The organism is Nonomuraea sp. NPDC005730, assembly GCF_040630865.1.
In the GTDB taxonomy this organism is placed as follows: Bacteria; Actinomycetota; Actinomycetes; order Streptosporangiales; family Streptosporangiaceae; genus Nonomuraea.
On sequence record NZ_JBEXYK010000071.1, the window covers coordinates 23,452 to 50,297 of the forward strand.

A 26,846-nucleotide genomic window follows, 5' to 3' on the forward strand; every position below is an offset into this window, starting at 1 on the left:
GGCACGGCGAGCATCTGACGAAATGACCCGAAAGCGCGCGTAGCTCCCTGCTGCAACGCGCTCAGCGAACGGCAAGAGCCTCGCGTTGCAGAAGGCTCCCTACGGATCGCGATCGAGCTGCGCGACAGGCCCCTCCGCTGAACAGCCGAAACGATCAGTCGCTCATGGCCGGTTTCACGTGTCTGGTCGGAATTCATGTGCCCTGCTCGACCATCGCGCCCGTGATCATCACTAGCACCAATTCCTGCATTACCCTCCTCGGGTGCCTTCCTGACCTCTGCCGCGTTCACGCTCCTCGGCTCCGTAACGGTCTTGCTCTCCCGTTCGCGAGAACAAGCGGCTGGGTGGCGGACGCCAGTCAGCGATCGCCAGGCGCGATCATGGAGATCAGGGTCGAGACGAGCTCATCGGCCGTGACGTGCCACTTGTCGGCGGACAGGTGCCCGCTGGCCTCCATGTCGGTGATCCCGTGCACACTGGTCAGCAGCAGCGCCGCGAACCTGCGCACATCCCGCTTGCCAACCAGGTCGCTGACGACGGCGAGGAACTCGTCCATGGCACGGTCGGCCGCCTGACCGGCCGCTTGGACCGCGGCCGGGTCACCCGCCGGGGCGGCGAACATCAGCCGGTACAGGTACGGCTGACGGCGGCCGATCGTCATCAGGGCGGAAAGAGCATGGTGCAGCCTGCCATCCGGCGGCATCTCCGCATCGGCGCGCACGGCCCGCACCTGATCCGCGAGCCGGTCCAGGGCTTCGGCCGCGATGGTGGTCAGCAGGCTGTCCTTGTCGGAAAAGTGCCGGTACGGCGCCCCGCGGGTGACGCCTGCGCGGGCACCGACCTCACGCAACGTCACCGCGTCAGGGCCGCCGGCGTTCAGCAGTCCGGTCGCCGCGTCCAGCAGGGCGCGGCGCGTAGCGGCGGCGGATTCCACGCGGCTGATCATGCCGGTCACCCTACCGTTGACATTGTCACCTGAGCTGCCTACGTTATTCAGATGACAATGTCATCCGAACGGCCGGACTGTGTCGTCGTGACCGGGGCCTCGACCGGGATCGGCGCGGCCTGTGCCCGTGAGCTGGCCCGCCGGGGGTTCCACGTCCTGGCCGGAGTCCGCCGCGAGCAGGACGCCGACGCACTACGCGCCCCTGGCATCGAGCCGGTCATCCTCGACATCACCCAGCCCGGCCACATCGCCGAACTGGCCGCTCGCCTCAACGGCCAGACAGCTACGTTGCGGGCATTGGTGAACAATGCCGCCATCTCCGTCAACGCCCCGGTCGAGGCCCTGCCGCTGGAGGAATGGCGCCGGCTGTTCGAGGTCAACCTGTTCGGCCACGTCGCCGTCACCCAGGCCCTGCTCCCCGTCCTGCTGCGCCACTCCGGACGCGTCGTCAACGTCAGCTCGGTCGGCGGGAAGATCGCCATGGCCACCTACGGCCCCTACGCGGGCACGAAGTTCGCCCTGGAGGCCGTCAGCGACGCCCTGCGCCGGGAACTGGCCCCGCTGGGTGTGCAGGTGGTGGTCGTCGAGCCGGGTGGGATCCGCACCCCGATGGCCGAACGAGGCATCGCCACCACGAGCCGGCTTGCCGAGACCCTGTCACCGGAGCAGCGGGATCGCTACGGACCGCTGCTCCAGGCGGTCACCGCACAGACCGCCGCGTTCACCACTCGCGGGAGATCCGCCGAAGAGGCCGCCCGGGTGATCGCCAAGGCGGTGACCGCCCCCAAGCCTCGCACGCGCTACACGATCGGCCGCGACGCGGCCCTGCTCACCCGCCTTTCGCGGGTGCTGCCGGACCGACTGCTCGACCGCATCTTCGCGACCGGCTTGCGCCCTTACTACGGGAAGGCATCACCGGCAGTCGGCTGACCCCAGCAGGACGCGCTGAGGCGCGGGCACCTGTCTGCCCGCGCCTCAGCGCGTTCACTGGGTCGCGTCCGACAGGATCCACGTGGGTACGGCGGAGCCGGGGGCGTACCGGCGGACGGTGAGCTGTTCCTGGCCGGGTTCCGGCGGGGTCAGGTAAAGGCGTTCCGTTGCGGTGGTGTGGTTGCTCAGGAACACGCCTCCAGACCCGTCGGGCGTCTGGCACCACAGGTAGCTGTCGTCGCCGCCGTGGAACGGGCTCATCCAGAGCTGGCCCTCGGCGCCGGCCGAGTGGATGTACTTCTGGTTGTAGATCAGGTAGGAGCAGTCGTCGTCGCCGGTCCGGTCCGCCGGGACGGTGACGAAACGCTGCTGGGGGTCGTCGTGATCGGGCGTGAGGATGACCTCGTCGTCCAGGGAGTCGGCCTCCAGCGCCAGCGTGGGGTCGACGGAGCCGCGCAGGAGCACCTCGTTGACGTCGCCTGCCGTACCGGTCTGTTGCAGGAACCAGCGCTGGTGGGCCGAGCCGTCGAAGTCGCGGGCGACCAGCTCGCCGCCGCCCGCGGGCGCGGTGAGCAACTGCTGGGTGGCGAGGTTCTCCAGGGTCCAGGTGCCGTCGCCCTGGTAGGCGGGGCGCCAGAGCTGGTCGAGGGCCTCGTTCGGCCACAGCACGATCCGCGCGTCGCGGACGCCGCCTTCCTGACCCAGGTAGCAGCCGTTCCACGGGTTGCCCGCGACCAGGCGGTAGTAGCCGTCGAACTCGGCGTCGCGGACCAAACTGAACGTCTGGGTAGGCAGGTGTGCCGTACGGGACTGGTCGGTGACCACGTGACTGCCGCTGCCGCCGCTGCCGGACGGCCCTGCCAGGTTGGTGGTGCCGGCGTTGCGCAGCGCGGCCACGCCCGAGGGTACCACCACGGCCTGTGCCGGGGGCGCGGGCGGGATCACCAGGTGGCTGAGCTGGTAGGCGACCGGATAGTGGTCCGACAGGGTCATCCTGCTGACCCGGTCGGCGCCGGCGATGTTGGGGTGCGGCGTGCCGATGGGGACGGCCGCGTAGTCCAGGACGCGCGCGGTGAGGTCCTCGCCGGGCAGAGGCAGCCGGGTCGGGTGCGTCGGCAGGTTCTGGGCGACCACCTGGAACTCTCCGTCGACCGCGTGCGACAGGGACGGGTCGGACGTCGTGCCCACCGGGGAGTACGGCATGCGGTTGAAGTCGCCCAGCGCGATCCACGGCAGCGCCGAACCGCCAGGCCCCACGCCGTCCATGAGGGCCCGGATGTTGCGCAGCAGCCCGGGGTCGTCGTTGCCGTGACCCGACAGGCCGTGGACGGTGAAGTAGACGACGCCGTCGATGAGCACGCCAAGCGCGGGTCTGCCTTCGGCGCCGCTGTCGAGCCCGGCCGGGGCGACGAAGACCTGCTGGGCTCGGGTGCGGGTGGCGATGGCCAGGTTGACCCGGCCGTCCCGGCCCTCGGTGGTGCCGGAGTCGGTGCGGATCCAGTAGAGGTAGCGCGGCCTGCTCATGGTTCCGCCGTACTGGTATTCGCGGACCGACGGTGAGGTCATGTCCCACAGGTGGAAGACGTTCTGCGGGATCTCGCGCAGGAGGGTGGCGCCGTTGGGCGGTGCGCCGGCTTCCTGCAGCAGGATGATGTCGGCTCCGCTCTGCGTGAGGAGCTGGTTGACGCCCAGGGTGTACTTGCTCTCGTACGACCCGGCGCCGTTGGTGCCCGCGCCTTGCATGTTCCAGGTGATGACGGTGCGGCGGTTCGTGGCACGCGGGTCGATCTCGCCGCCGACGTCGCGCAGGAACAGCGAGGTCCGGTTGCCTGGGTCGAGGGTGGCGACGCCCTGGCCGGTGTAGTCGAGGATCTCGCGTCCCGTCCAGTCGGGGATGGCCTGGCCGGCCTGGCTGAGCGGCTTGAACCGCTGCGGGGCGATGCTGTCGGAGCCGAACTGGTGGACGGTGCCGTTGGAGTAGGGGGTGTAGGTCTCGAACAGCCCGCCGGGCGTGGCCTGCTTGACCAGGGTGTTGCGGTAGAACACGTTCTGCGGCCCGGACGAGCCCGACCATTTGGCCGCCTTGGGGCCGGCGGCCCACCAAATCGACCACCAGGTGCCGTCGTCGATCTCGCCGCCTTCGCCACCGCAGTTGGTCTGGCAGTTGCCCGACCTGTGCTCGTACGGCACGCGCACGGTGTTGGCCTCGAACAGGTTGTTGTGCTCCCAGCCGCCGTGCAGGTTGAGATCGGAGTCGAGGTCGTTGCGGAAGGCGACGTTGCCGGAGGCCGACCACTGGAAGGTGAAGTGGCGCAGGTTGCGGCTCAGGTTGTAGGCCCACAGCGAGTCCCACGCCCGGCTGCCGCGCAGGTAGCCGTTGCCGCCCTTGCCCTTGTTCCAGGCGCCGTCGAAGCTGTTGCGCTCGATCTGCAGGTTGCGGGCATTCTCGGTGACGATGGGATGGGAGCCGGTCATCGTGGCCTTCAGGCCGCGCGCCCAGCTGTCGGCGGCCCATTTGAAGACGATGCCGTGCATGGCATACTCGGGGGCCATGTTGCCGTAGTTGTGCACGGCCTGCTCGGGGGTGAGCTGGTAGGTGCCGCCGCCGGGCTTGGGCAGGCCGTTCAGGTCCTGGGTGAAGGAGAAGTCCTCGAACCCGACCCCTTGGACGACCTTGAGCGGGGTGACCTTGCTGGCGTACGGGGTGTCGCCCAGCGGGGTGGAGCCGTCGGAGGTGGAGTCGACCGGCAGGTCCCATTCCAGCGGCCGGTCCAGGGTGATCGTCTTGGCGGTGGCGTCGAGGCGGACCACGCGGAACATCTGCTGACGCATGTGGAGGTTCTCCATCTGCGTCCGGTCGGTGACGCCCTGCTGGGTGTAGAAGCCGAGGCTGTTGGCCGCGCCGACCCACACGTAGCCGCCGGGGGTGAACTTGCTCATGGCGGCGGTCGAGATCAGCTGGACGACGGTGTCGCCCTGCCGGGCGGCGTAGCCGGTGTCGCCGTTTTTGGTGGCGAGCTTGATGCCGGAGGCCCAGTGCTGATTGACGCTGCCTTCGAAGATGTCCTTGCGGTTGGCGGGGGCGGCGGCCCAGTCGTCCTGGTAGCGGGTGGCGACCTCGCGGGTCTGGACCCGGAACAGGCCTCGGCCGGGCCAGATCCAGCCGCCGGTGCCGGTGTCGCCGCCGGTGCCCGCGGTCATGCCGTCCTGGTCCCAGCGGCCGTTGACGAGGGTGTCGTAGCGGGTGCTGGCGTCCGGCCGGAAGACCAGGACGGTGCTGCCCTGGCCGCGCAGGATGAGGAAGCTCGCATCGACGTAGATCTGCCGGGAGACGTCGATTCGGCCGGCGGGCAGGGTGATGAGCGACAGGCGGTGGTAGTTGGCGGTGGGTGAGCATTGGGCCTTGATGGTGTCGATCGCGTTCTGCAGGCCGGTGGTGTCATCGGTCCCGTCGTCCGGGATCACCTGGTAGGTGGAGGCGAGCTGTGACGGGGTGATGCGGCAGGAGGTGTCGTCGGTCACGTCCCCGCTGCCGGGCAGCGGCTGACCGCCGCGGTAGCCGACGTGCGACCAGTCGGGCAGGCCGGTGGGCGGAAAGGCCCGGTTGGTGAGGCTGAGGTCGGGCCCATCGGTCCCGGGCCCCGCGGCGGCCGTGCTCGCGGGGCCGACAACCAAGAGCGGGAGGAGGAGCAGCAGGGCGACGAGGAAGGTTCTCATGGCGGTCACCACTGCGGGGCGGGCGGGGTGGGCAGGGTGCCGAAGTCTGTGGCGAACTTCCACAGCAGGCCGGACAAGGTGTTGCCGGAGCCGTTGATGACGTAGTAGAGCGCGCTCCCGGTGGTGACGGCCAGCGGCGCGGAGCCGGTCCAGGCGAAGGTGTTCTCCTCGTAGTACTCCGCGGAGTCGCCGTCGCGCGAGATGCGGGTGGTCATCAGGCCGTTGTCGACGTCCACGTAGAAGACCGCGCCGTACCCGGTTCCCGACAGCGCGACGGAGGGGGCGTAGCGCGACCAGCCGACGTCCTGCGGACTGGTCCAGTTGCCGTAGCCGTAGCGCTGGCGCGCCATGTAGACGTTGTTGTCGGTGCCGGTGAAGGCGAGCACGACCTGGTTCCACGGGGCGCTGCCGTCGCTGACCTGCGCGGCGAGCGCGGGAGCCTTGTAGCTGGTCGCGTTCGGGACGATCGAGGGGGTGGCGAAGGCGGAGCTGCTGCCGTCGTAGTACATCGTCCAGATGTCGTTGCTGGTCTGGCTGTTCCAGCCGAGCATGTAGGAGTTGTTCGGCAGCGCGGCCGCCGCCACCGACAGGTCGTCGGAGGTGCGCGCGTCGTTGGGGACCTTCGTCGGGGACGGCAGCGTGGCCGGTAACTGGTAGCTGGTTGTGAGTTGGATCCGTTGCTGGTAGATGTGGCCGTCGGTGCCGGTGTGGAAGATCCGGAAGTTGCCGCGTGACCCGTCGTCGGTCCCGATCACCACCGGGGCCGCGTGTGTCTGCACGTACCCCGACGGGGTCGGCAGCGGGTAGGCCGGGCCGTTGTTGAGCGAGATCCAGACGCCGTCGTTGTCGGCGCCGCGCCAGGCGTGCAGGATGTCGCCGTGGTTGTCACGGGCCTCGGCCGGGCTGGACCTGCTGGTGATCGGCCCGCCGGCGTAGGTGACGGCGTGCCACTGGGTCTCCTCGCCGGGGAAGCCGTAGTGGTAACCGGCCGACGCGGGAACCGCCAGGCCGGCGATGACGGCCAGGGCGGCAATGAACGCCGCCACCACCAGGCTGAGCCTTCTGAACTGCTGGAACATGTCTCCTCCAGGATGCTGCCCCGGTCCGTACCGGGTTCGCGCACCCAAGATGCTCCGGCGCGGCGGCCCTTCGCGCCAGGGACAGTCCCTGGTCCCGCTCACTGGTGGGTCACCCGGGCGCGAGGAGCGGCCCGGAGCCCCACGCTGGACGCATGATCAATGAACTGCCCGGTCCGTCTCTCACTCAGGTGTTCCGGCTGCACGCCGTGCCCGGCGCGCCGCTCGATCTCGGCGACCGCCTGATCGTGCCGTTCGTGGGAGGCCGGTTCACCGGGCCCGAGCTCAACGGCAACCTCGTGCCCGAGGGCAGCGCCGACTGGCGATCCGTGCTGCCGGACGGCACCGTGGTGAGCCGCCTGTGGTGCACGCTCCGCACCGACCTGGGCGACCTGCTCCACGTCCGCTCGCGAGCCGTCGGGCACGGCGCCGGCGCCGAGGGCCCGCTCCTGCGCGCCACCATGCGGATCCAGGCCGCCTCCGCGCGTCTCGCCTGGGTCAACCGGGGCGTGTTCGTCAGCGTGGGAGCCCGTCGAGGCACGGGCACGACCTACGAGACCTACCTGGTGTCGTGAGCCCCCCGCGGTCATACTGCAGTGGTGACGGGCAGCGCTGTCCCCGGCCTGCTGCTCGGCCGCCAGGCCGAGTGCGCCGCCATCGACGCGGTTCTGGAGCGTGCTCGCGACGGCCACGGATCGGTCCTGGTCCTCCGCGGCGAGACCGGTGCGGGCAAGACGGCGTTGCTCGCGTACGGCGCCGCCCGCGCTGCCGCCTTCCGCCTCGCCCGGGTGGCCGGTGTGGAGTCCGAGTCGGAGCTCATGGGCGCCGGACTGCAGCAACTACTCGGAGCGGCGCTGATCGAGCAGGCTCAGCGCCTGCCCAGCTCACAGTGCGATGCCCTCCGTATCACGTTGGGGCTGCAGGACGGTCCGGCGGCCGACCGGTTCCTGGTCGGGCTCGCCGTTCTCGGCGTGCTGAGCGAGCTGGCCGATGAGCGTCCGCTGCTGGTGGTGGTCGATGACGCGCAGTGGCTGGATGCGGTCTCGGCTCAGGTCCTCGCCTTCGTCGCCCGGCGGCTGGCCGCCGAGCGGGTGGCGATGCTGTTCTCGGTGCGCGAGCCGGGCCAGGAAGACAAGCTCGACGGGCTGCCCGCCCTGCCCGTGGAAGGACTCGGCGACCACGACGCCCGCCGGTTGCTGGGCTCGGTGATCCCGGGCGGCCTGGACGGCCAGGTGCGCGACCGGATCGTGGCCGAGACGCGCGGTAACCCCCTGGCCCTGCTCGAACTACCTCGCACGATGACGCCGGCGGAGCTGGCGGGCGGGTTCGGGCTGCCCGATGCCCGCATGTTGTCCGGCCGCATCGAGCACAGCTTCGTGCGGCGCGTCGAGGCGCTGCCCGGTGACACCCGCCTGCTGCTGTTCACCGCGGCCGCCGAACCGGTCGGCGACATGCTGGTGCTGATGCGCGCGCTGGAGCACCTGGGCATCGCCATCGGCGCCGCCGAGCCCGCCGAGTCGGCGGGCCTGATCGATCTCGGCCCGCGGGTCGTCTTCCGCCACCCCCTGGTCAGGACCGCCGCCTACCGGGCCGCGCCACCTGAGGTGCGTCGTCGCGGGCACGCGGCGCTGGCCGAGGCCACCGACCCGGAAGCCGACCCGGATCGGCGCGCTTGGCATCGCGCACACGCGACGGCGGCGCCTGATGAGGACGTCGCGGCGGAACTGGAGCGCCGTGCCGTCCGCGCGCAGGCCCGCGCCGGTGCCGAGGCGGCGGCAGCTTTTCTGGAGCGGGCGGCCGAGCTGACGCCCGATCAGCGGACGCGCGGAGTGCGGGCCCTGGCCGCCGCGCAGGCCAAGCTGGACGCGGGGGCGCTCGGCGCGGCCGAGGCCCTGCTCGCGCTGGCGGCGATCGCCCCGCTGGGTGAGGCCGACCGGGCGCGGCTGGAGCGGGTGCGCGCCCACATCGCGTTCGCGCGCACCCGGGGCAGCGACACGCCCATCCTGCTCAGCGGGGCGGCCAGGCAGCTCGAAGTCGTCGATCCCGAGCTGGCGCGCGAGACACATCTGGAGGCGATGTGGGCGCTGATGCGCAGCGGCCGGTTCGGTCGTCCCGACGGTGTTCTGAGCGCCGCCGCCGCCGCGCTGGCGCCGGTCCGCGATCATCCGGTGCGGGCTGTCGATCAGTTCCTTGACGTGCTCGTCACCCGGGCCACACACCAATACGTGCAGGTGCTGCCCTCGGTGGCGCGGGCGATCGCGACCTTCCAGCGTGAGGGTTTCCGCCGTGACAACATCGCCTGGTGCTGGCTGGCGTGCCAGCTGGCCATGGACGTGTGGGACGACGCCTGCGCGGCGATGGCCGGCGGCCTGGCGGAGACGGCCCGCGAGCGCGGCATGCTCACCGTCCTGCCGTTCGCGCTGAACTACTCCGCTGCCCACCAGTTGTTCGCGGGCCGCTTCGACCTCGCCCAGCAGCTCGTCCAGGAAGCCGACGCGATCACCCAAGCGACGCGCAACGTCGCCGTCGCTGACTTCTCCATCCTGCTCGCCGCCTGGCGAGGGGACCGCGAATACACGCTCGACCTGCGTGAGCGCATCCTCGCCGCGGCCACGGCCCGTGGCGAGGGCTTCGCCGAGGAGGCGGCCGAATGGGCCGCCGCGACCCTGCACCTGGGCTACGGCGAGTACGGCCCTGCCACCGAGGCCGCCCAGCGCGCCGCCGAGCCCGACGGGATCGGGTTCACCGTGTGGGTGCTGCCCGAGCTGATCGAGGCGGCCACCCGCTCCGGCGACGCGGACACCGCGCACCAGGCCTTCGAGCGGCTGGAGGAACGCTCGTCGACCAGCGAAACACCTTGGGCACGCGGCATCGAGACCCGTTCCCGGGCGTTGCTGAGCCAGGACGGCAAGGCCGAGGAACTGTACCGGGAGTCGATCGAACACCTGGCCCGCTCCCGTGTCACCGTCCACCACGCCAGGGCTCAGCTGATCTACGGTGAGTGGCTGCGCAGGCACAACCGCAGGATCGACGCACGTACCCAGCTCAAGGCCGCTTTGGCCGCCTTCGACGCCATGGGCGCGCGAGCGTTCGCCCGGCGTGCGGAACGGGAACTGGTGGCGACCGGGGAGACCGTTCACAAGCGCAGCCAGGGCCCGAGCGTTCAGCTGACTCCGCAGGAGGCGCAGATCGCGCGGCTGGCCGGTGACGGGCACACCAACCCGGAGATCGCCGCCCGCCTGTTCGTGAGCCACCGCACCGTCGAATGGCACCTGCGCAAGGTCTTCACCAAGCTGGCCATCACCTCACGCAAAGAACTGGCGCGGGCGCTGCGAGCCGTCGAACCGGCGACGGTCTGACCGCGCTCGTCCACCCGGCCCAGTAGGGGGCCCGGGGTAGGGCCAGGGAATGTCACGGGCGCGAAAGCCGGCGGCCGCGCGCGATCGTGAGGACATCACCGCCCAGGCATCCGGACCGTGAGCCCGGGACCACAACAAGGAGCAGAGATGTCCGCCAAGGCCAACTCCACCGCCCTCACGACCGCTTCCCGTCCCCTTCGCAGGAGCGTCACCGTCGCGCTGGCCGTCGTGGCCACCGCGGCCACCCTGCTGGCCACCGCCCCCAGCGCCAGCGCGCAGGGCAACTGCACCCACTACGGGCAGGAGGGCTGGGGACAGATGTTCACCGACAATAACTACCAGGGCGACTGCTTCGAGTGGACGCTGGGGCAGATTACCTACCTGCCCGCCTACATGAAGAACAAGGCCTCGTCCCTGCGGATCTGGACCGGCTGGCCGGCCTACGGCGCGACCCTGGACGACTTTGACGCGGGCATCCAGTTCTATGCCGGGCCGAACGAGTGGTGGCCGAGCCTGCCCGGCTGGTTCAACGACAAGGCTGACCGCGTAACCGGTTGACCCCCGCGATGAGTTTCGCCGTCTGGCACGTGGGGCGGTGCGACGAGGGGAACCTGTGGCAGGTCACTCGCGACTGCCTGAACGACGCAGGAGGCGGGCACCCGCCCGCCCCCGGCCATGCCAAGCCGTACAGCCCAGAGGCCAGGGCCTGTCACCGAGAGGTGGTAGCCATGACGTATCGGACCCTGCGCCTCGCTTCCCCGACGAGGGCGCGCTGAGCGTGGTGATGGACGCGCCGCCGATGAACCTGATCGGCCGGGCAGGCGGCCCGATGCCGAGCTCGACGCCTTCGTCTCCAGGCTCGCCAGGCGTATCGCCTCGTTCCCGGTCGTTCGCTGCCCGCCCCGCGTGCCCGGCCGCGGATCTTCTCGATCGTCACGACCAGTAGCTTGCTGAGCCAATACCACAGCATGCCGAGCGAGGCGCCGCCCGGGCCCGCGCCAGGTCGCCGCGCTCGTTCAGGAGTTCCTGGACGCCTCGGCCCGCTAGCGCACGCAGGCCTTCTCGCCACCGGCGATCGGCGAGACGTCGGATGGCAGGAGGCATGCCCGGACATGGATCGGGCCGGACGACGCCGCGAAGTGATCGTCCACGACGTCACCTGGGAGGCGGGCATGGTCACCGCGGCAGCCGCCCCCAAAGGCCTGCCGGTGGGGGTTCTGACCTGGCCGAGGCTTCGGGTGGCCGCGGCGAAGCACCGGAGTCGGCTCCCTGGTGAGCCGCAGGGGCTCCCAGTTGATCGAGTCCGGAGAAGAGCCAGACGGCCACGTCCCAGTCCCTTGCCCGCCCTGGTGCCAGACAGCCGGATGATCACTAGAATCGAGCCGTGGCAGCGCCTGTCCTCAAGGGACGCCGACCCGAGCGCGAACGCCTGCACCAGGCGCTGGAACAGGTCAGGGGCGGCGAGAGCGCCGTGCTCGTCCTGCGCGGCGAGGCGGGCGCCGGCAAGACCGCCCTGCTCCACTACGTCGAGAGCCAGGCCGAGCGCTGCCGGGTCATCCGGATCACCGGCGTCGAATCCGAGCTCGAACTGCCCTTCGCCGCACTCCACCAGCTCTGCGGCCCCATGCTCACGACGGCGGTCACCCTCCCCGCGCCCCAACGGCACGCCCTGGAGGTGACCTTCGGCTACGCCGTGGGCCCGGCCCCCGACAAGCTCGTCCTCGGCCTGGCCGTGCTCTCCCTGCTCGCCGAAGCGGCCACCGGCCGGCCGCTGGTCTGCCTCGTCGACGACGCCCAGTGGCTCGACGCGGCCTCGCGTCACGTGCTCGGGTTCGTCGCCAGGCGGTTGCTCGGGGAGTCGGTGCTGCTGATCTTCGCCGTCCGCGAGCCCGCTTCCGACACGCTGCTGGCCGGGCTTCCCGCCCTGCCCGTGGACGGTCTGGCCGATGCCGACGCCCGAGCGCTCCTGGCGGCGGCGAACCCCGGCCGGCTAGACGCCCGGGTGGTCGACCGGATCGTGGCCGAGACCCGCGGCAACCCACTGGCCCTGCTGGAGCTGTCCCGCAGCGGCAGGGCCGAGCTGCTCGGCGGTTTCGCCCTGCCGACCGCGGGCGCCGACGCCTTGCAGGAGCGGTACGAGCGCCGCATCCGCGCCCTGCCCGAACCCGCCCGTCAGCTGCTCCTGCTGGCCTCGGCCGACCCCACCGGCGACGCCGCGCTCCTCTGGCGTGCGGCGTCCCTGCTCGGCCTGGGGCTGGAGGCAGCGGTCCCAGCCGAGGAAGCGCAGCTCGTCGAGATCACCCGGAGCGTCCGCTTCCGCCACCCGCTGGTGCGTTCGGCCGCCTATGCCGCCGGCAGCGCCGAGGAGCGACGGGCCATCCACCGCGCGCTCGCGGGCGCGTCGGACGACGAAGGCGAACGGCAACGCCGGCTGTGGCACCTCGCGACCGCCGCGGCGGGCCCCGACGACCAGCTCGCCGCCGACCTCGCCGAAGCCGCGCAGGGCGTGGAGTCCCGCGGCGGGATGGCAGCGGCGTCGGCGCTGCTGCGCCGGTCGGCCGAGCTGACGACCGACACCGGTCTCCGCGTCGAGCGCACGTTGTCGGCGGCGCAGGCGAGCCTCGACGCCGGCGCCTTCGAGACCGCGCTCGCCCTGCTCGCCAGGGCCGAAGCGCTGCCGGCTGACGCTCTGCAGGGTGCCCGCATCGACCTGATCCGCGGCCGCACCGACCGTGCCGCGCGCTCCGGGAGGGAAGCACCGGCGGCGCTGCTGCGGGCCGCCCGGCGGCTCGAACCTCTCGACAGCCGGCTCGCCAGGCACACCTACCTCGACGCGTGGAGCGCCGCGCTGGTGGCGGGCGGGCTCGCCGATCCCGGCAGCGACCTGGCCGCGGTCTGCGCGGCGGCCGGCGCGGCCCCACCGCCGCCCGGCGCGCCGACAGCCGCCGACCTGCTGCTGGACGGCCTGGCCGCGCTCATCAACGACGGGACGTCGGCCGGCCGTCCTCCGCTGCGCGAGGCGGTCACCGGATTCCTCGACCACGAGATGCCGACCGCCCTGTGGCTGCACTGCGGCGTACTGGTCGCCAACGCGGCGCTGTCGCTGTGGGACTACGACCGCTGGGAGGCGGCCAACGCCCGCCACGTCGAGCTGGCACGCGCCGGAGGCGCGCTCGCGCCGCTCGCCAACGCGCTCAACGTCCGCCGGGTCATCGCGTTGTGGCGCGGCGACGTGGAGTTCGCTCGCGAGCTGGGCCTGGAGGAGTCGACGGTCAAACAGGTCACCGGCACACGCCGGGTGTCCTACGGAGACCTGTTCCTGCTGGCCTACCGGGGACACGCGGCCGAGGCGCTGCCGCTCATCGCGGAGTCCTCGGCCGAGGCCACCGCGCGTGGCGAAGGGCTCGGCCTCTACTTCACCGACCGCGCCACCGCGCTGCTGCACCTGGGGCTCGGGCACTACGCCGAATCGACGGCCGCCGCCGTACGGGCCGCGACGGGCGATCTCGGCCCGTTCACCGCGCAGGCTCTCCCCGACCTGGTCGAAGCAGCCGCGCGCAGCGGCGCGACCTCGGTCGCCGAAGCCGCGCTCGCCCGTCTGGTGACGTACACGGCAGGCTCGGACCAGGAGTGGGCGGCCGGTCTGGAAGCCCGCGCGCGTGCCCTCGTCAGCGGCGGAGCCGCCGCCGACCGGCACTACGCCGAGGCCGTCGAACGGCTCGGCCGTACCCGGCTGACGTTCGAACTGGCCAGGACCCGGCTGGTGTACGGCGAATGGCTGCGCCGCGAACGCCGCCGCGCCGACGCGCGCCACCACCTGAAGCAGGCGTTCGAGGAGTTCGCCGCCATGGGAGCCGACGGGTTCGCCGAACGCGCCCGGCACGAACTGCTGGCCACCGGTGAGAAGGTGCGCAAACGTACCGCCGACACCGTCGACGACCTCACCCCGCAGGAGCAGCACATCGCCCGCCTGGCGCGAGACGGCCGCACCAACGCGGAGATCGGCGCCGAGCTGTACATCAGCGACCGCACCGTCGAATGGCACCTGCGCAAGGTCTTCGGCAAACTCGGCATCGGCTCCCGCAAAGAGCTGCGAGACGCGCCACCCCACCTGCTCAGCAGGACGCGGTGACGATGCCGTTGCTCGTGGTTCCTGTGCGCCGTGAGCGATGCGAGACCGTTGCGCAGAAGCCGGGATGCAGCAAACCACAGGCCGGGCCCCGCTTCAGCCGCTTGGCCCTCCGCGGACGTCAGGTGGGTTCTCGCAGCTCGATCGGGAGGTGGCGGGGGCCGCGGAGCATGGCGTTGTGCCGGTAGGGCGGCGGGTCCTGGATCAGGGTCGCGGTGCCGAGGCTGGGGATCAGCGCGCCAAGTGCGATCTGGGCTTCGAGCCGGGCCAGCGGACCGCCGTAACACAGGTGGATGCCGCTGCCGAAGCCGAGGTGCTGGTTGTCGGGGCGGGTGGGATCGAACCGGTCGGGCTCGTGGAACCGTTTCGGGTCGCGATTGCCGGAGGCGAGCACGAGCACCAGCGGCGTGCCTTCGGGCACGGTGAACCCGGCGATGTCGATGTCGGCGAGCGGGACGCGCTCACGCATGTGCACCGGGGGCTCGTAGCGCAGCAGTTCCTCCACCGCCCCTGGCAGCAGTCCGGGGTCGTCGCGCAGCCGGTCGAGCTGGTCAGGGTGACGCAGCAGGGTGAGCACCCCGTTGGTGATCAGGTTGACCGTGGTCTCGTGCCCGGCGATGAGCAGCAGGACGGCTGTCTCCGCCAGTTCCTCGCGGGTGAGCCGCATGGCCGGGTCCGGCTCGTTGACGAAGGCGGACAGCATGTCGTCACCCGGATCGCCGCGTCGCTGCTCGGCGAGGTCCACCAGGTACCGGCCCATGTCGGCCCTGGCCTGCCGGCCGGCTCGATCCCGCTCGGTGGTGTCGTCCCCGGTGCCGACGTCGGCGGAGGCGACGATCGCGTCGGACCACTCCCGAAACCGCGGCTCGTCCTCGCGCGGGACGCCGAGCAGCCGGCAGATGACCGCGACGGGCAGCGGGTAGGCGAAGTCGTCGACGATGTCGATCCTTGTGCGGTCACCGAGCGCCTCGATCAGGTCCTCGGTGACCTCGGTGATCTGTCCGCGCATGGCATCGATGCGGTCCGGGCTGTGCGGGGGGCCGAACGGTCGCATGGCCAGGGTGCGCAGCCTGTGGTGCTCGGGGTCGTCGAGCCGCAGGAACGGGAGCTGCTGCTCGGTGGACAGATCGGGGTCCGGAGCCCGGCGGCTGCGGGGATCGACACTGATCCGCGGGTCGTGGAGCAGGGCGTTGATCTCGTGGTAGGTGCCGACCAGGTAGCTGCCGTCGGCCTGACGCACCGCGGGACCGGCCTCGCGGAGTTCCGCGTACAGGGGGTAGGGGTCGGGGCGGCTGGCGTAGTCGGTGATGCGTCTCAGCAGGGTGTCGGTGGTCATGGTTTGGGCTCCTCGTGGACGGGCGGAAGGGTCAGCCAGGACGCACCATGGTCAGCCGGCGGTCCGGCAGGTGACCGGTGAGCGCGACAAGGGGACCGTGGGAGAGCCCCTTCGGGTCCGGCACGTCGGAGGGAAGCGGCAGCTCGGCGGCGAGCGTACGGTCCGCCGCGCCGGGCGCGGGCGGGAACGGGGCAGCGGTCTCGATCAGGTGCTGGTAGTACTCGAGCGACTTGGCCATGTTGACGGTGACCGCGGCGGTGACCCGGCCCCGGTAGCCGTACACCAGCGCCAGCCGACGCGCCTCCAGCGAGCCCTGCGCGAGGACGATCTGGTCGGAGAAGGTGGGGACGCCCACCGCCTTGATGTTGAGCCCGAACTGGCTCGACCAGAACGTCGGCAGCGCGAGATGGGGACGCCGCAGCGGCCCCGGATTGACCATGTTGTGCGCCGCCACCTCGGCCTGCGCGACCGCGTTGCCCCAGTGCTCCAAGGAGAGCAGCTGGTACTCGAACAGTGGATGAGGGAAGCGGGAGACGTCGCCGGCGACGAAGACGTCGTCGGTGACGATCCCGTACATGTCGAAGGCCCGGCACCCGCCGTCGCAGGCGATCCCGCGTGGGCCCGCCGCCAGCCCGGCGTCCTTCAGCCATTCGACGTTGCGGACCGCGCCCAGCGCCACGACACAGACGTCCGCGGCGACGTGGCTGCCGTCGGACAGGTCCGCGCCGGTGAAACGGCCGTTTCCGTCCCCGCGCAGGGCGGTGACCGTCACCCCGCAGCGCAGGTCCACCCCGTGCGCCCGCTGCATGCCGGCGGCGAGCTTCGACAACGTGCCGCCGAGCGCGCCCACCAGAGGCGCGGGGCCGCGTTCGGTGACCGTGACCTCCAGGCCCCGTTCCCGGCAGGCCGAGGCGATCTCCGAGCCGGTGAAGCCGCCGCCGATCACCAGCACCCGCTGCGGCCCGGCGGCCAGCCGCTCGGCCAGCAGCCCGGCGTCATCGCAGGTGCGCAGGGTGAACACCCCGTCCAGGGCGGCCTCCTCCGCGTTGGGCCAGGGCCGCGCCCGGGTCCCGGTGGCGATCAGCAGCCGGTCGAAGGGAAGCGCGTCACCGTCGGCCAGCATCACCCGCTTACCGAGCGGATCCAGGCCCGTGGCAGGCACTCCGAGCCGCCAGTGGGCGTCCGGGTCCCGGCGCATCGGCAGCTCGGTGGCGTCCGCCGCCGCTTGGCCGAGCAGCACCTGCTTGGACAGCGGCGGCCTGTCGTAGGGCGGGCGGAGCTCGTCTCCCACCACGGTCAGAGAGCCGGTGAAGCCCTCCTCACGCAGTGTCTCAGCGGCCCGCAGCCCCACCAGCGACGCGCCGACGATGACGATCCTGCCCTCCCGCAGGTCATCGGCCATCGACGCTCACCGCCTCGCCGAGGACGATGGCCTGGACCGGGCACGCCACCGCGGCCTGGCGCACGCGCTCCACCTGGTCGTCGGGGACGGCCGGCGTGTACAGCAGCGCCTCCTCCCCGTGCAGTCGGAACACCCCTGGCGCGAGAAACACGCACTGCGCGTAGCCCTGGCAGCGGGTGAGGTCCACGACGATCCGCATCCCACCATTCCCTCCGTCACCTCACCCCTGTTCCTGTCCAGAGCAGCGGCAAAGGGAATCGGACAATCGGGGATGCGTCCGGTAATCACCTGGCAGACGGCACGGGACGACTCAAGGTCCGCGCACAGGACGTTCCACCGCACGTCCGTCAAGCTGGGCGGTCGAGGGCCGACATGGCCCGCGCCTTCGGCGCATGTCAGGATTGTTCGTGAGCGACCGCCCGTGGGGATGCCAGCCGTGCGGACAAGGACCAGCGGCCGGGACCGAAGATGGCGATGAGCAGGAACCCCCAGCAGAAGAGAGCGGCCTTCTCACCGCCGTTCTCGATCGGGAACAGCGCTTGCGGCTGGTGAACGACGAAATAGGCGTAGGCCATGGTGCCCGAGCAGATGACGGCGGCGGCGCGAGTGGCCACTCCCAGGACGACCAGGATGCCGGCGACCAGTTGGACGACCGCGGCCCACCACCCGGGCCACTCCCCGAAGCTAGGGGCGGGCCCCTGGGGTCCGCCCAGGACGCCGAAGAGAGTGGCCACGCCGTGACAGGCGAACAGCAGACCCGTCACGAAACGATAGAAGGCCAGGAACAGCCCCTGCCGTTCGAGCAGCGTGTCCACGAGGACGTTCTTCCTGGCGAAGCGAATCGCAGATCGCTGCCCGGCTGTGGCACATCGACCGGCCTTCGCGGTGCGGATCCTATCCATGACGCCGCCCAGGCGTCCTGGCCGGCGACTGTTCACGTTGCGTAGTCATACCGGTCTGTTCTCCCGAACAGAGATCAGAAGAACACGGGAGCACTCACGTCAGCATCAAGAGTTCGGCATCTCTCCGGCAACCATGAACCACCCACGAACGAGAGGGACGACTATCCGTACACGTCGCCAACCGGACTTCATCGTCAGACGCCCATGAGCCGGCGGCTCCCGGTCGCTCAGCGGCTGAGTCCGTCCAGGGTGAGGTCGAGCAGGCGCTCGGCCTGCTCGCGCTGCTGGGGTCTGCCCGAGGCGAGGGCGGGCGCGGCGTCGCACAGCTTGGCGAGCTCGTTGCGGTAGGCGGCCTCGATGCGGATCTCCCGGGTCGGGAAGTTCCGCTAGAGCCGTGCCTCCGTGCCGGCCTCGCTGACTGCAACCGGTCGGCCGGATGGGCGAGCCGGGCGAGGTCGTGGAGGCGGTGATCTACCTGGAGAACGCCGCGTTCGTCACCGGCGAGATCCTTCACGTCGACGGCGGGGTGAGCGCGGGCCACTGAGACGGGCATCGCGTGATTCGCGAAGCCGTGTATCGGGTCCTGGAGAGCAGGCGCCCGTGCGACGATCTCGTGCTCCGGCCTGCGCATGGTCGGCGCTCGTGCCGCGCCTCTGCCGTTCCGGCAAGGACGCGGCCGGTACGGGACAGTCCGGCGCTGTGTATGGGCAAGCCGTCCAGTTGGCATCACGATTAACTGAGAGTCTCCAGGAAGGACGCCGTCATGTCCGTGCTCTCCACCAGGCTCACCGCGAGATACGCCGTCCCGTACCCGTTGGCCTGCGCCGGGATGGCCTTCGCGGGCGAGACGCCCGATCTGGCGGCGGCGGTCACCAACGCGGGCGGCATCGGCGCGATCGGGGCCGCGCTGCTGCCTCCCGACCGGCTGCGCGAGGCCATCCGCGAGGTCAGGGACCGGACGGGGGGCGCGCCGTTCAACATCAATCTCATCACCTTCTTCCCCACCGCCGACCTGGTCGAGGTGTGTGTGCAGGAGCGAGTGCCGATCGTCTCCTTCCACTGGGGCCATCCGCCGGCCGACCAGTTGAAGCTGCTGCGCGAGGCCGGGGTGTCGGTGTGGGAGCAGGTCGCCTCCCCCGAGGCGGCCAGGCTCGCCGCCGACGACGGCGCCGAGGTCGTCGTCGGCCAGGGCTGGGAGGCCGGTGGACACAACTACGGTGGCCTACCGACCATGGTCGGCGTGCCCGCGATCGTGGACGCCGTCGCCGGCCGGGCGATGGTCCTGGCCGCGGGCGGGATCACCGACGGGCGGCAGGTCGCCGCCGCCCTGTGCCTGGGCGCGGACGGCGTGTGGGTCGGCACCCGGCTGGTCGCCTCGCACGAGGCCAACGTCCATCCCGAACATCATCGGCGACTGGTCGCCGCCGCCGGGGACGACACCGTGCTCTCGTCGATCTTCGGGCCCGAGTTCCCCCGGTTCAACCCGATGCGCCTGCAGCGCAACCGCGTGGTGGCCGAGTGGAACGACCGGCTCGCGGAGATCCCCGCCGACCTCGACTCATTCGAACCGGTCGGCACCACCTTCGTCCAGGGGCAGGAGACGGCGGTCCGCAAGTTCGGCCTCCTGCTGGCGGTTGCGGGGACGCGGGCCGACTGGGAGGAGATGCCCTGGCTCATGGGGCAGGGCGTGGGCCTCATCCACGACGTCAAGCCCGCCGCGGACATCGTCCGGGACATGATGGAACAGGCCGAACAGGTGTTGACCGGCTTCAGACCCACCACCACGGAGCAGGCCCAGCCATGATCAACAGCGTCTTCGACCAGGACTACCTTCGCGACCCCCACGAGGTCTACGCCCGGCTGCGGCAGCAGGGCCCGGTGACGCCGACCGCCACCTCCCAAGGCGTCAAGGTCTGGCTGATCACCCGCCACGAGGACGTCAAGGCCGCGATGACCGATCCCCGGATCAGTAAGGCCTTCCGCGACAACCCTCAGGTGTTCCTGGCCAACGAGCTGGAGGGAGGCGACAGCAGGGGCGCCGCGGCGGTCGCGCCCGACAACATGTTGTTCTCCGACCCGCCCGACCACGCCCGGCTGCGCCGCATCGTCGTCAAAGCCTTCACCGCGGGCCGGATCCGCGCCCTGCGCCCGCGCATCGAGCAGATCAGCGCGGGTCTCCTCGACCGGCTCGGGCCCGAGTTCGACCTGCTCAAGGACTACGCGACCCCGCTGCCCGCGATGGTGATCGGAGAGCTGCTCGGCGTGCCCGAATCCGACTGGCCCCGGATGATCCACCTGTCCAGCACCACCATCGAAGGCTCGGCGCGAGACCCCAAGGAGGTGGTGGCCGCGGCCGAAGAGACGCTGGCGTACCTGACGGACCTGTGCGCGGCCAAACGGGCCGACCCCGCCGACGACCTGATCAGCGCCATGGTGCAGATGCACGACGAAGGCGGGCGGATGAGCGACACCGAACTGGTGAGCACGTCCTGGCTGCTCCTGGTCGCCGGGCACGAGACGACGGTCCACCTGATCGGCAACGGGATGCGCGCGCTGCTCACCCATCCCGGCCAGCTGGCCAGGCTCCGCTCCGACCCCGGCCTGCTGCCCGACGCCATCGAGGAGTTCCTCCGGTACGACGGCCCGATCAGCACCTCCACCTTCCGCTTCACGACCGAGCCCGTGACGATCGGCGGGGTGGACATCCCCGCGGGGCAGCTCGTGGTGGTCTCCCTCCTGTCTGCCAACCGCGACGCCGCGCAGTACGACGACGCCGACCGCTTCGACCTCGTCAGGAAGCCCGGTCACCACCTGGCCTTCGGCCACGGCATCCACTACTGCCTGGGGGCGCCGCTGGCCCGCGTCGAAGGCGAGATCGCCTTCCGTCAACTGCTGGAACGCTTCCCCGCACTCGAACTCGCGGTACCGGCGGACCGGCTCGCCTGGCGGGACGGGATGCTCATGCACGGCCTGACCGCGCTCCCGGTACGCAACCTCTCCTGATCCACGAGGCGAACGCGGTCCAGGGTGACCTTCGGATCCGGCTCGACCTCGCGGAATCGGACCGAGGCGGCGGCTGCGTGCAGCCTCGCCGTCGCCGGACGGTACTCAGGATCGGACGACCCAGTAGCGGTCGTTCCCGAAGACGCCCTCGCACTCGAGTCATGGTCGGGGTCCAGCTCGCTGTTGCGGTCGGCAGAGGTCTGGCAGTCGTCCTCCTCCCGATACCCGTCACCGGTGGGCCCGCCATCCCAGATGCACTTGCGCGGCTGGCCCGGAGAGCCAGATCACGACGCCGGCGCGCCCTGCCGGGTCAGCGCATCGACGGACGCCCAGGGAGAGAGAAGCCCTCGGGTGGCGACCCCATCGGCGAACAACATGCGCACCCGAGCCGTGCCCTTGCGCATCTCCCGGGCCTGCCGGTATTCGGGAGAGTCGTACCACTTCCTTACCCGGTCCATGTCGGGGAACTCGATGATCACCAGCCGGGAGAAGTCCCAGGCGCCCTCGACCGGCTCGGACGTGGGTCCGGCCACGAGGTAACGCCCGCCGTGGCTGAGGATGGACGGCTGGGCCACGGCGGCGTAGGCCAGGCCGGCCTCTTGGTCGAGGACGTCGACTCCGACGATCACATAAGCGGGCACGGTTCCCTGCTTTCTAGGACACGGCGTGTACTTTTTATACGGCGGAACCCAATGTACTGCTGTAACGTAAGTCAACGTGAGCAAGGAAGACGGCGGACGCGTCGTGGCCATGACCAGCCGCAGGGACCGCCTGCGGGCGGAGACAAGCCATGAGATCAAGGCCATCGCGCTGCGGCAGATGGCCGATGGAGGGCCGGGGGCCATCTCCCTGCGCGGCATCGCCCGCGACATGGGGATGACCGCACGCGCGATCTACAGCTACTTCCCCACCCGGGACGACCTGATCACGGCACTGATCAGCGAGATCGCCACCTCGATCGCCGAGGCAGTGGAGAGCGCCGGCAACGCCGTGCCCGAAACCGATCCCGGCGGCAGGCTGATCGCCTGGGGCCAAGCCCTGCGAGAGTGGGCGCTGGCTCACCCGGAGAGCTTCCGACTCTTCTACGGCCAGCCCATTCCCGGCTACCAGCCCCCCGAGGACGGGCCGGTGGACCGGACGGCACGTAGGGTGTGCCACGATCTCACCCGCCTGGTGGCCGCCGCGTGGCCCCACGCTCGACACCACCAGCCCGAGGACACCTCCTGGTCCGATCTTCAGCCCGGCTACGCCGCCAAGATCCAGGCAGAGTTCCCGGACCTGCCACCCGCCGCGGCAGCGCTCGCGCTGCGCGTCTGGGGCCGGATGCACGGCCTGGTGGCCCTGGAGATCGACGGCCACATCCATCCCGTCGCAGGCAATCCAGCCGCGCTGCACCGCGCCGAGATGCTTGACCTGGTCAGGTCACTGGGCCTGACCTAGTTGCACTGCCGGTCGTGGTGGGCGGGCGGTCCGTCCACGGCCCTGGAGAGCTCCTGTGGCCATCGGTGCCGGGCACCATGTACTCGGGAGCCCGTACGGCACCGCTCGCCTCGACCACCTCGCGCAGCGCCGCGGCGACGGGAACGGACTTCAGCACACCGACCAGTCCGCCCGGGTCGTCTCCTGCGCGAGGATCACGTACTTGAGAACGAGCGCCCGGTTGCGGTGCCGCAGCGCGATCATCGGGGCGATTCGCTGGACCGTTCAGGGGCCGCCGGCAAGCGCCGCTAGGAGGCCCGGATACGATCGAATGGACCGTCGGCCCCCTCGGTGCGGACGGCCTGCGGGTCGTGATCTCGGCGCTCAACGCGGGCGCCTACCGTCTTCCCGCCGGCCGCGCCACACCGGCCCTCACCCTTGGGCAACTGCGGCGGATCGCACTCGACCCGGCCTGGCGGCAGGCCATCGGCTGACGCTGTCGGAACCGAACGACTTCAGAGGAGGGCGCGGAGGAGGGGCTGGAGGGCGCGGTGGAAGGTCGGATACGCGAAGTGCATCTCAGCCAGCGTCCTGATCGAGACCTCCGCGTGGATCGCCGTCACGAGCGCGGCCAGCACCTCACCACCCGCGCTGCCGACGACGGTGCCACCGACCAGCACGCCCCGGCCCGCGTCCGCGACCAGCTTGACCGGACCCGCCTCCTCGGCGATCCAGCCGCGGGTGCCCAGGTCACCGGTCACCGTCTGGACGTCGATGCCACGGTCGCGGGCCGCGGCCTCGGTCAGTCCCACCGAGCCGACCTCGGGGGCGGTGAAGGTGACCCGGCCGACGGCCCGGTAGTCCGCCCACGGGCCGTCGCCGCCGGTGAGGTCCCGGATCACCAAGTCGGCCTGGTACATCGACATGTGCGTGAACGCGCCCTTGCCGGTGATGTCGCCGACGGCCCAGACGCCCTCGGCCACGCGCATCCGCTCATCAGGGTCCAGCACGCGCGCGTCCGGGTCCAGGCCGACCTGCTCCAGGCCAAGGTCCCGCAGGTTGTTGCGCCGACCGGCGGCGACCAGCAGGCGCTCGGCCACCACCGTGCCGTCGGCCAGGCTGATCCGGAACCCGTCACCGTCGTGCTCGACCCGCTGGGACCGCACCGACGTGCGCACGGTGATGCCTTCGGCCGCGAACGCCTTCGCCACGGCCGCTGAGGCCTCCGGCTCCTCGACCGCGAGCAACCGGTCGGCGGCCTCGATCACGGTCACCACGACACCGAAGGAGGCGAAGGCCTGCGCGATCTCGCAGCCGATCGCGCCGCCGCCGAGCACCGCCAGCGAGGCCGGCAACTCGGCCAGGCGAACGACGTCCCGGTTGGTCCAGTACGGCGTGTCCGCGAGCCCGGGTATCGGCGGCGCGGCCGGTGAGGTGCCGGTGTTGAGCACGATGCCGCGCCAGGCGGCGTAGGACGTCTGCGCCCCGTCAGGGCCGGTGACGGTGACCGTACCGGGCGCGGTGATCCGGCCGCGGCCGCGCACGAAGACGCCGCCGGCGTCGACCAGCCGGTCGACCGCGACCTGGTCGTTCCAGTCGTCGGTCGCCTCCTCGCGGATCCGGTCCGCGACCGGCTTCCAGTCCGGTGTCACGGTCGCCGATCCGGCATGCCCCTCGACGAGCCGAGCCGCGCGCAGCTCGTCCGCCGCGGCGATCATCATCTTGGTCGGGATGCACCCGAAGTACGGGCACTCACCACCGACCAGGCGTTCGTCCACGCCCACGACCGACAGCCCGGCCCTGGCCAGGCTCCCGGCCACGTGCTCGCCACCGGGTCCCAACCCGATCACCACGACGTCGCATTCGCTGATCTCGCTCATCTCCATCGCGCCCTTCCGACCGTGTCTCCTGACCTTCCGACCATCCCGCACATCGTGGGGCATCGCACCCGGGACAACCACGTGCCTCCTGACGCGCGCCAGGGCTTCGGGACGGGACCAGGGGGTTTCCCTGGTGCGACGAGATCGCCACCGGACGAGGCTGACAGCACAACCGCAACAGCGGCCGGACGTGGAGGAAGGCATGATCACCTCACCGATCACCCCGAAGACCATCACACTGGACGGACTCACCGTCCGCTACGCCGAGAGCGAGCAGCGCGACACGCACGCCCTGCTGCTCAGCCCATGGCCCGAGAGCTTGTACGCGTACGAACCCATGTGGGCCGAACTGGCGGCCGACGTCCACGTGGTCGCCGTCGACCTGCCCGGTTTCGGACAGTCGGAAGGCCGTCCGGACGTGCTCACCCCGCGAGCCGCCGGCGCGTTCATCCTGACGTTCCTGGACGCGCTCGGACTGGACAAGGTGCACGTCGTTGGCCCGGACGTCGGCACCAGCGCCTCCCTGTTCGCGGCGGCGCGAAGGCCCGACCGCTTCCACAGCATCGTCATCGGCGGCGGAGGCGCGTCGGCCGACCTCGGCCTCGGCGAGCCGCTCGCGGGCTGGGTGTCCGAACCCGACATCAGCTGGTACGAGCGGAACGCCGATCAGGTCATGCGGATGACCCTGGACAACATCTTCCCGGCGACACCTCTCGGGGAGCACGTGCGCGAGGACTACACCGCGTCGTACGCCGGTCGCCGCTTCGCCGAATCGATGCGATACGTCCGCACCTACCCGACCGAACTCAAGGCCCTGGCACAGGTGCTTCCGGCGATCCGCACACCGGTCCGCATCATCGCGCCCGAGCGGGACCTGGTCGTCCCCCGGGCGCACGGCGAGTACCTCGCGACCTGGCTGCCCGACAGCACGCTCGACGTGCTCGACGCCGGGCACTTCGCCTGGGAAGAGGCCCCGAAGGCCTACGCGTCCCTGGTCCTGGACTGGTGGGAACGCCACCAGCCCGTCGACACCCGTTCCGTCGAAACCGAAAGGTGACAACCATGACCAGCACCACGCCCGCGACCGGCACCGAGACGATCGCCGCCACGCAGCAGACGGACCTGAAGCTCGAAGCCGTCGTGATCCCCGTGTCCGATGTCGACCGCTCCAAGAAGTTCTACCAGGACCTCGGCTGGCGGCTCGACGCCGACTTCGCCTTCGACAACGGTTTCCGCGTCGTCCAGGTGACACCCCCGGGATCGCCCGCGTCCATCCAGTTCGGGACCCGGATCACCAACCAGCGGCCCGGCAGCGCCGAAGGCTTCTACCTGGTCGTCTCCGACATCGCCGCCGCCCATGACCAGCTCACGGCTCTGGGCGCCGACGTCGGCGACGTCTTCCACCCCGAATCTCCGGGCGCCCAGTTCGGCCACGTCCCCGACGGCCAGGCCGGCGGGCTCGCCACCGACCGTGCCAGCTACGGGTCCTTCGCGACCTTCCGTGACCCGGACGGCAACGCGTACCTGATCCAGGAGGTCACGACCCGGCTTCCCGGGCGCGTCGGCACCACGGTCACTGAGTACGCGTCGGTGAACGACCTGGCCGGCGCGCTCAGAAGGGCGTCGATCGCGCACGGCGAGCACGAAGCCCGCGACGGCGGCACGTACGACGAGAACTGGCCGGAATGGTACGCGGCCTACATGGTCGCCGAGCACCACGGCGACGAACTCCCCCGCTGAACTCCTCCGACAAGGACGGACAGATCATGACCACCCTCGCCGGCGGCCACGAGCTCACGCAGCTCTCCGCCCCCATCCTCGACGTCACCGCCGCCAACGGGGTGACCTACGCCTACCGCCGCTTCGGCGCCGCGGACACCGGTGCGCCACCCCTGCTGTTGCTCCAGCACTTCCGCGGCAACCTCGACAACTGGGACCCGATCCTCGTGGACACCCTGGCCGTGGGACGCGAGGTGATCCTGCTCGACAACACGGGAGTCGGCCTGTCCTCGGGCAGCGTACCCGTCACGGTCACGCAAATGGCCCGCGACGCCATCTTCTTCCTCGACGCTCTGGACGTCGAACAGGTCGACCTGCTCGGCTTCTCGCTCGGCGGCATGGTGGCCCAGGAGGTCGCGCTGCTCCGGCCACGCGCCGTCCGGCGGATCGTCCTGGCCGGAACCGGTCCCCGCGGCGGCCGGCAGATGCACGGCTGGACCCTCGACATCGAGCGCGCCGCGAACCAGGAGGACGGCGGCCTGGACGAGCTGCTGCACATCTTCTTCGGCATCACCGAGACCAGCCGGTCGCTCGGCATGGAGTACGCCCAGCGAATCTTCAGCCGCACCGAGAACCCCGACAAGCCCAACGGCCCCGAGGTCGCCCGCGCCCAGTACGACGCGATCGTCGAGTGGGGCATCCCGGACCCGGGACGGCTCGCCCGCCTCGCCGGGATCACCCATCCCACTTTGGTGACCGCCGGGGACAACGACCCGATGATCACGACGGTCAACTCCCAGCTACTCGCCGACCACCTGCCGAACGCGCGCCTCCGGATCTTCTCCGACGCCGGCCACGGGTTCCTGTTCCAGTACCCGCGCCAGTTCGCGGCGCTCGTCCAGGAGTTCCTGTCCGGCCCGGCACACTAGGTCCTGTTTCATAAGGCGTTGAGCCACTGGTTGATCGCGGCGATGACGATGACGGCTTCGTAGCGGACTGCGAGTTTGTCGTAGCGGGTTGCCATGCCG

Annotated in this window: 22 protein-coding genes; 13 read left to right on the forward strand and 9 right to left on the reverse strand. The window is 70.9% G+C overall.

Annotated features, from left to right (window positions below):
• Window positions 1-358: 358 nt before the first annotated feature.
• A complete protein-coding gene (locus tag ABZ444_RS44420) occupies window positions 359-946 on the reverse strand; it encodes a TetR/AcrR family transcriptional regulator (RefSeq protein ID WP_358010242.1) in 588 nt (195 codons plus the stop codon).
• 51 nt (window positions 947-997) lie between these two features.
• On the opposite strand from ABZ444_RS44420, the gene ABZ444_RS44425 reads away from it, so the two are divergent.
• Window positions 998-1,876: an SDR family oxidoreductase gene (locus ABZ444_RS44425; protein WP_358010243.1), complete on the forward strand. Its 879-nt coding sequence runs from the start codon at window positions 998-1,000 to the stop codon at window positions 1,874-1,876.
• Window positions 1,877-1,930: 54 nt separating this feature from the next.
• Here ABZ444_RS44425 and ABZ444_RS44430 read toward each other — a convergent pair whose 3' ends face one another.
• Together ABZ444_RS44430 and ABZ444_RS44435 are read right to left on the reverse strand one after the other, a co-directional pair.
• The gene (locus ABZ444_RS44430) at window positions 1,931-5,593 is read right to left on the reverse strand and encodes an endonuclease/exonuclease/phosphatase family protein (RefSeq protein ID WP_358010245.1); all 3,663 of its coding nucleotides are present in this window, start codon (window positions 5,591-5,593) and stop codon (window positions 1,931-1,933) included.
• Between the two features lie 5 nt (window positions 5,594-5,598).
• Entirely contained in the window at window positions 5,599-6,672 is a 1,074-nt protein-coding gene (locus tag ABZ444_RS44435) for a hypothetical protein (RefSeq protein WP_358010246.1), read from the reverse strand.
• A gap of 152 nt (window positions 6,673-6,824) precedes the next feature.
• Between ABZ444_RS44435 and ABZ444_RS44440 the strand changes: the two genes are divergently transcribed.
• The 4 genes from ABZ444_RS44440 (at window position 6,825) to ABZ444_RS44455 (ending at window position 14,160) form a co-directional block, all read left to right on the forward strand.
• On the forward strand, window positions 6,825-7,244 hold the full coding sequence (locus ABZ444_RS44440; protein ID WP_358010247.1) for a DUF3237 domain-containing protein: 420 nt from the start codon (window positions 6,825-6,827) through the stop codon (window positions 7,242-7,244).
• Between the two features lie 24 nt (window positions 7,245-7,268).
• Window positions 7,269-10,028 carry an AAA family ATPase gene (locus ABZ444_RS44445; protein ID WP_358010248.1) on the forward strand — a complete coding sequence of 920 codons (2,760 nt, stop codon included), beginning with the start codon at window positions 7,269-7,271 and terminating at the stop codon, window positions 10,026-10,028.
• Between the two features lie 147 nt (window positions 10,029-10,175).
• Entirely contained in the window at window positions 10,176-10,586 is a 411-nt protein-coding gene (locus ABZ444_RS44450) for a hypothetical protein (protein ID WP_358010250.1), read from the forward strand.
• Window positions 10,587-11,412: 826 nt separating this feature from the next.
• Window positions 11,413-14,160, forward strand: a complete 2,748-nt coding sequence (locus ABZ444_RS44455; protein WP_358010252.1) for a BREX system ATP-binding domain-containing protein — start codon at window positions 11,413-11,415, stop codon at window positions 14,158-14,160.
• A gap of 118 nt (window positions 14,161-14,278) precedes the next feature.
• Here the strand turns inward: ABZ444_RS44455 and ABZ444_RS44460 are convergent, their stop codons facing one another.
• From ABZ444_RS44460 to ABZ444_RS44475, 4 genes are all read right to left on the reverse strand, one after another.
• Window positions 14,279-15,493 (reverse strand): cytochrome P450, encoded by a 1,215-nt coding sequence (locus ABZ444_RS44460; RefSeq protein WP_358010254.1) that lies wholly within the window; start codon window positions 15,491-15,493, stop codon window positions 14,279-14,281.
• Between the two features lie 31 nt (window positions 15,494-15,524).
• A complete protein-coding gene (locus ABZ444_RS44465) occupies window positions 15,525-16,895 on the reverse strand; it encodes an FAD-dependent oxidoreductase (protein ID WP_358010255.1) in 1,371 nt (456 codons plus the stop codon).
• Window positions 16,885-17,094 carry a ferredoxin gene (locus ABZ444_RS44470; RefSeq protein ID WP_358010256.1) on the reverse strand — a complete coding sequence of 70 codons (210 nt, stop codon included), beginning with the start codon at window positions 17,092-17,094 and terminating at the stop codon, window positions 16,885-16,887. The genes ABZ444_RS44465 and ABZ444_RS44470 overlap by 11 nt, the downstream gene beginning before the upstream one ends.
• 196 nt (window positions 17,095-17,290) lie before the next feature.
• Complete coding sequence (locus ABZ444_RS44475) at window positions 17,291-17,710, reverse strand: DoxX family protein (RefSeq protein ID WP_358010257.1); 420 nt, start codon at window positions 17,708-17,710, stop codon at window positions 17,291-17,293.
• Between the two features lie 505 nt (window positions 17,711-18,215).
• On the opposite strand from ABZ444_RS44475, the gene ABZ444_RS44480 reads away from it, so the two are divergent.
• The 3 genes from ABZ444_RS44480 (at window position 18,216) to ABZ444_RS44490 (ending at window position 20,800) form a co-directional block, all read left to right on the forward strand.
• Window positions 18,216-18,341 (forward strand): SDR family oxidoreductase, encoded by a 126-nt coding sequence (locus ABZ444_RS44480; protein ID WP_358010272.1) that lies wholly within the window; start codon window positions 18,216-18,218, stop codon window positions 18,339-18,341.
• A 219-nt stretch (window positions 18,342-18,560) separates the two neighbouring features.
• Entirely contained in the window at window positions 18,561-19,601 is a 1,041-nt protein-coding gene (locus ABZ444_RS44485; protein ID WP_358010258.1) for a nitronate monooxygenase, read from the forward strand.
• On the forward strand, window positions 19,598-20,800 hold the full coding sequence (locus ABZ444_RS44490) for a cytochrome P450 (protein WP_358010259.1): 1,203 nt from the start codon (window positions 19,598-19,600) through the stop codon (window positions 20,798-20,800). Before ABZ444_RS44485 ends, ABZ444_RS44490 begins: the two co-directional genes overlap by 4 nt.
• Before the next feature lie 284 nt (window positions 20,801-21,084).
• Here the strand turns inward: ABZ444_RS44490 and ABZ444_RS44495 are convergent, their stop codons facing one another.
• Window positions 21,085-21,441, reverse strand: a complete 357-nt coding sequence (locus ABZ444_RS44495) for a DUF1330 domain-containing protein (RefSeq protein WP_358010261.1) — start codon at window positions 21,439-21,441, stop codon at window positions 21,085-21,087.
• Between the two features lie 76 nt (window positions 21,442-21,517).
• Between ABZ444_RS44495 and ABZ444_RS44500 the strand changes: the two genes are divergently transcribed.
• On the forward strand, window positions 21,518-22,240 hold the full coding sequence (locus ABZ444_RS44500; RefSeq protein ID WP_358010262.1) for a TetR/AcrR family transcriptional regulator: 723 nt from the start codon (window positions 21,518-21,520) through the stop codon (window positions 22,238-22,240).
• A 350-nt stretch (window positions 22,241-22,590) separates the two neighbouring features.
• A complete protein-coding gene (locus tag ABZ444_RS44505) occupies window positions 22,591-22,713 on the forward strand; it encodes a hypothetical protein (protein ID WP_358010263.1) in 123 nt (40 codons plus the stop codon).
• 21 nt (window positions 22,714-22,734) lie between these two features.
• Here ABZ444_RS44505 and ABZ444_RS44510 read toward each other — a convergent pair whose 3' ends face one another.
• Window positions 22,735-24,099 (reverse strand): NAD(P)/FAD-dependent oxidoreductase, encoded by a 1,365-nt coding sequence (locus ABZ444_RS44510; protein WP_358010265.1) that lies wholly within the window; start codon window positions 24,097-24,099, stop codon window positions 22,735-22,737.
• 202 nt (window positions 24,100-24,301) lie between these two features.
• Here ABZ444_RS44510 and ABZ444_RS44515 point away from each other — a divergent pair, with 202 nt between their 5' ends.
• The 3 genes from ABZ444_RS44515 to ABZ444_RS44525 are packed head-to-tail and all read left to right on the forward strand — an operon-like array spanning window position 24,302 to window position 26,747.
• Window positions 24,302-25,156, forward strand: coding sequence for an alpha/beta hydrolase (locus ABZ444_RS44515; protein ID WP_358010266.1), 855 nt, complete (start codon window positions 24,302-24,304; stop codon window positions 25,154-25,156).
• 5 nt (window positions 25,157-25,161) lie between these two features.
• Window positions 25,162-25,839, forward strand: coding sequence for a VOC family protein (locus ABZ444_RS44520; protein ID WP_358010267.1), 678 nt, complete (start codon window positions 25,162-25,164; stop codon window positions 25,837-25,839).
• Window positions 25,840-25,865: 26 nt separating this feature from the next.
• Window positions 25,866-26,747, forward strand: coding sequence for an alpha/beta hydrolase (locus tag ABZ444_RS44525; protein WP_358010268.1), 882 nt, complete (start codon window positions 25,866-25,868; stop codon window positions 26,745-26,747).
• Window positions 26,748-26,846: the final 99 nt, after the last annotated feature.